The sequence below is a fragment of the Gemmobacter sp. genome (assembly GCF_016792925.1).
Classification (GTDB): domain Bacteria; phylum Pseudomonadota; class Alphaproteobacteria; order Rhodobacterales; family Rhodobacteraceae; genus Gemmobacter.
In genome coordinates this window covers 1-3,557 of sequence record NZ_JAEULU010000165.1, presented here as the reverse complement: position 1 = coordinate 3,557, position 3,557 = coordinate 1, and the positions used below count along the sequence as shown (strand labels likewise).

Below are 3,557 nucleotides of genomic sequence, written 5' to 3'. Positions count from 1 at the left end.
TGTCCAGTTCGGCGGCGGAAATTGAAAGCGCTTTTGATCAAAAGATTCGGGATCGGCGCGACGACGAAACACCCTGTGCGGGAGGATTTGCCGGTTTTGCAATCAATCCGGGAACCTTCCTCGCCCCAAAACGCATTGGGCTGCGAAAATCTTCCGCCTCCGCGGCGCGGGCCCCTGTGATTTGCCTAAAAATTGTGCAGTCAGGCGCGATTTGGGCGCTCTCTCCGGGCGGGCGCTGCAAACATGGGCGCGGGCGCTTCCCACTGGCGGAAACGGCTGCTTAACTGACCCCAATAAACCCAAAACCGGGGGGATGGTTCAGGTGACGGATTACTTTAACGAGATGTACCAGAACGGGGCGGTGCGCCCGCCCTATGCCCGGCTGGAAGACTGGATGAAGACCATGCCGGCCGAGTTCCGGCAGATGAAACAGGCCGAGGCGGAGGCGCTGTTTCGCCGCATTGGCATCACCTTTGCCGTCTATGGCGAGGGCGGCGACCCGGACCGCCTGATCCCTTTCGACATGTTCCCCCGCGTCTTCACCGGGGGCGAATGGGCCAAGCTGGAGCGGGGCATCAAGCAGCGCGCCCGCGCCCTCAATGCTTTTCTGGTCGATGTCTATGGACGGGGCGAGATCGTGAAGGCAGGGCGCATCCCGGCCCGGCTGGTCTATCAGAATGACGCTTATGAAAAGGCGGTGGTGGGCTTTGTGCCGCCCAAGGGGGTCTATTCCCATATCGTCGGCATTGATCTGGTCCGCACCGGGCCAGAGGATTTCTTCGTGCTGGAGGATAATTGCCGCACGCCCTCCGGCGTCAGCTACATGCTGGAAAACCGCGAGATCATGATGCGGATGTTCCCCGACCTCTTCCGCGAAAACCGCATCCAACCCGTTGACAGCTATAGCGAAAGGCTGCGGCGCACGCTGGCCTCGGTGGCGCCCGCCAAATGCAAGGGGGAACCCCGCATCGCCATCCTGACGCCCGGCCATTTCAACAGCGCCTATTACGAACACAGCTTCCTCGCCGATCTGATGGGGGTGGAGCTGGTCGAGGGGCAGGATCTGTTCGTGGAGGGCGAATATGTCTATATGCGCACCACCGAGGGGCCAAAGCGCGTCGATGTGATCTATCGCCGGATCGACGATGCCTTTATCGACCCGCTCTGCTTCCGCCCCGACAGCATGCTGGGCGTGCCGGGGCTGATGGATGTCTACCGTTCGGGCGGCGTGTCGATCTGTTCCGCCCCCGGCGCGGGTGTGGCGGATGACAAGGCGGTTTACACCTTCGTGCCGGATATGGTGCGCTTCTATCTGGGCGAGGAGCCGATCCTGAACAATGTGCCCACCTGGCAATGCAACAAGGCCGATGACCTGAAATACGTCCTCGACAAGCTGCCGGAACTCGTGGTCAAGGAGGTGCATGGCTCGGGCGGCTATGGCATGCTGGTGGGGCCGAAATCCTCCAAGGCCGAGATCGAGACCTTCCGCGCCAAGATCGAGGCCGACCCCGACAATTACATCGCGCAACCGACGCTGGCGCTTTCCACCACGCCCACCTTCGTGGCCGAGGGCATCGCGCCCCGCCATGTTGATCTGCGGCCCTATTGCCTTGTGGGCGAACAGATCGACCTCGTGCCCGGCGGTCTGACCCGCGTGGCGCTGACGGAGGGCAGCCTCGTGGTGAACTCCTCGCAGGGCGGGGGCGTCAAGGATACCTGGGTGTTGGCGGAGTAACGATCATGCTGAGCAGAACCGCAGACAACCTCTACTGGATCGCGCGCTATATGGAGCGCGCCGACATCGCCGCCCGCCTACTGGAGGTCGGCTCGCGCATTTCGCTGCTGCCCTCGGCCCATGGCTATCGCAGCGAATGGGACAGCCTGTTGCAATCCTCGGGTACCGCCGACGGGTTCGCCAAGAAATATGGCGACCCGGTGCAGCGCAATCTGGAAAGCTGGCTGTTTTTCGACCGCGACAACCCGGCCTCGGTCGCCAATTGCATCACCGCCGCGCGCGAGAATGGCCGCATCGTGCGCACCGCGCTGACCAGCCAGGTCTGGGATGCGCTGAACACCGCCTTTCAAGAGCTGCGCCAGCTGGAACGCACCCCGCGGTCCGAGCTGGAACTGAGCCGGTTGACCGATTGGGTCATGCGCCATTCCGCCATGGTGCGCGGCGCCATTGATGCCACGCTTTTGCGCAATGACGGCTATAACTTCTTGAATATCGGCTATTATCTGGAACGCGGCGATAACACCGCGCGCCTGATGGATGTGAAATACTACGTCCTGCTGCCCAGCCTCGATTTCGTGGGGTCGGGTCTGGATAACTATCAGTGGACCACGCTGTTGCGCGCCATGGGGGCACATCGCGCCTTCCACTGGGCCTATGGCGGCGAGGTGACAGCGGCCAAGATCGCCGATTTCCTCATCCTCAACCCGCAAAGCCCGCGCTCGCTCATCACCTGCGTGGCGGGGATGAACAACCATCTGGCGCGGCTTGCCAAGGCCTATGGGCGCGGCACCCGCGCGCAGGGCAAGGCCGCCGCCATGCTGGCCGAGCTGGAAACCACCACCACCGAGGCGATTTTCGACGAAGGGCTGCACGAGTTTCTGTCGCGCTTCATCGGCGAAAGCGCGGTGCTGGGCACCCTGATGCACGAATGCTACCTGAGCGGGGATGTGCGCTGATGCGGTTGATCGTCGATCATGTGACCCGATATGTCTATGACCAGCCGGTGCGCGGCGTGGTGCAAAGCCACCGCCTGACGCCCTCGGCTTGCGAAAGCCAGACCGTGCTGGACTGGAGCGTGACCGTCTCGGACGGGATCGCGGGAGGCGGCTTCCGCGACGGGGCCGGGGACCGGCTGCACAGCTGGTCGGTGCAAGGCCCGGTGGCCGAGATCACCGTGCATGTGAAGGGCATCGTGGAAACCAGCGATACCGCCGGCATCCTGAAGGGCCACCGCGAGACGGTGCGCCCCGAGGTTTACTTGCGCGAAACCGCCGCCACCTGGGCCGATCCGGCGCTGGTGGCGCTGTCGCGCGCGGCCGAAGGGGCCGAGAACCCGCTGGATGCCGCGCATCGGCTGGCGGCCGCCGTGGCCGAAGCCATCGCTTACGCCCCCGGCGTGACCGAGGCCCATACCACCGCCGCCGAAGCGCTGGCGCAAGGGGCAGGGGTTTGCCAGGATCACGCGCAGGCGCTGATCGCCGTGGCGCGGGCGCAGGGCATTCCGGCGCGCTATGTCTCCGGCTATCTGGCCCCAGATGCCGAAGGCAAGGCCCATGACGCCGCCCATGCCTGGGCGGAACTGCATGTGCCAGGCTTTGGCTGGATCGGCTTTGATCCGGCGAATCGCTGCTGCCCGGATGCGCGCTATATCCGGCTGGGCTCGGGCCTCGACGCGCAGGATGCCGCGCCGATCCGGGGCATCGCGCGCGGCCCCGGCGCCGAGACGATGGATGTCACCGTGCGCGTGGCGACACAGGGCGGCCAAAGCCAAAGCCAGCAGTGAGCCCCGCCTTGCACCGGCCTTGGCGCAGCCCTAGTGTTG

Annotated in this window: 4 protein-coding genes; all 4 read left to right on the top strand. The window is 64.4% G+C overall.

Annotation, left to right across the window (positions count from 1 at the left end; genetic code table 11):
• Positions 1–284, top strand: a 284-nt coding sequence (locus JNN06_RS07995) for a hypothetical protein (protein ID WP_291239064.1), incomplete at its 5' end; no start/stop codon positions are given.
• A 59-nt stretch (positions 285–343) separates the two neighbouring features.
• On the top strand, positions 344–1,735 hold the full coding sequence (locus tag JNN06_RS07990; protein ID WP_291239065.1) for a circularly permuted type 2 ATP-grasp protein: 1,392 nt from the start codon (positions 344–346) through the stop codon (positions 1,733–1,735).
• A 5-nt stretch (positions 1,736–1,740) separates the two neighbouring features.
• Positions 1,741–2,691, top strand: a complete 951-nt coding sequence (locus JNN06_RS07985) for an alpha-E domain-containing protein (RefSeq protein WP_291239063.1) — start codon at positions 1,741–1,743, stop codon at positions 2,689–2,691.
• Positions 2,691–3,518 carry a transglutaminase family protein gene (locus JNN06_RS07980; RefSeq protein ID WP_291239062.1) on the top strand — a complete coding sequence of 276 codons (828 nt, stop codon included), beginning with the start codon at positions 2,691–2,693 and terminating at the stop codon, positions 3,516–3,518. The genes JNN06_RS07985 and JNN06_RS07980 overlap by 1 nt, the downstream gene beginning before the upstream one ends.
• The last annotated feature ends 39 nt before the right edge of the window (positions 3,519–3,557 follow it).

Bases quoted from the DNA above. Each gene is read 5' to 3' on its own strand.
- JNN06_RS07990 (WP_291239065.1), top strand. From the start codon at position 344: ATGTACCAGAACGGGGCGGTGCGCCCGCCCTATGCCCGGCTGGAAGAC.
- JNN06_RS07980 (WP_291239062.1), top strand. From the start codon at position 2,691: ATGCGGTTGATCGTCGATCATGTGACCCGATATGTCTATGACCAGCCG.
- JNN06_RS07985 (WP_291239063.1), top strand. From the start codon at position 1,741: ATGCTGAGCAGAACCGCAGACAACCTCTACTGGATCGCGCGCTATATG.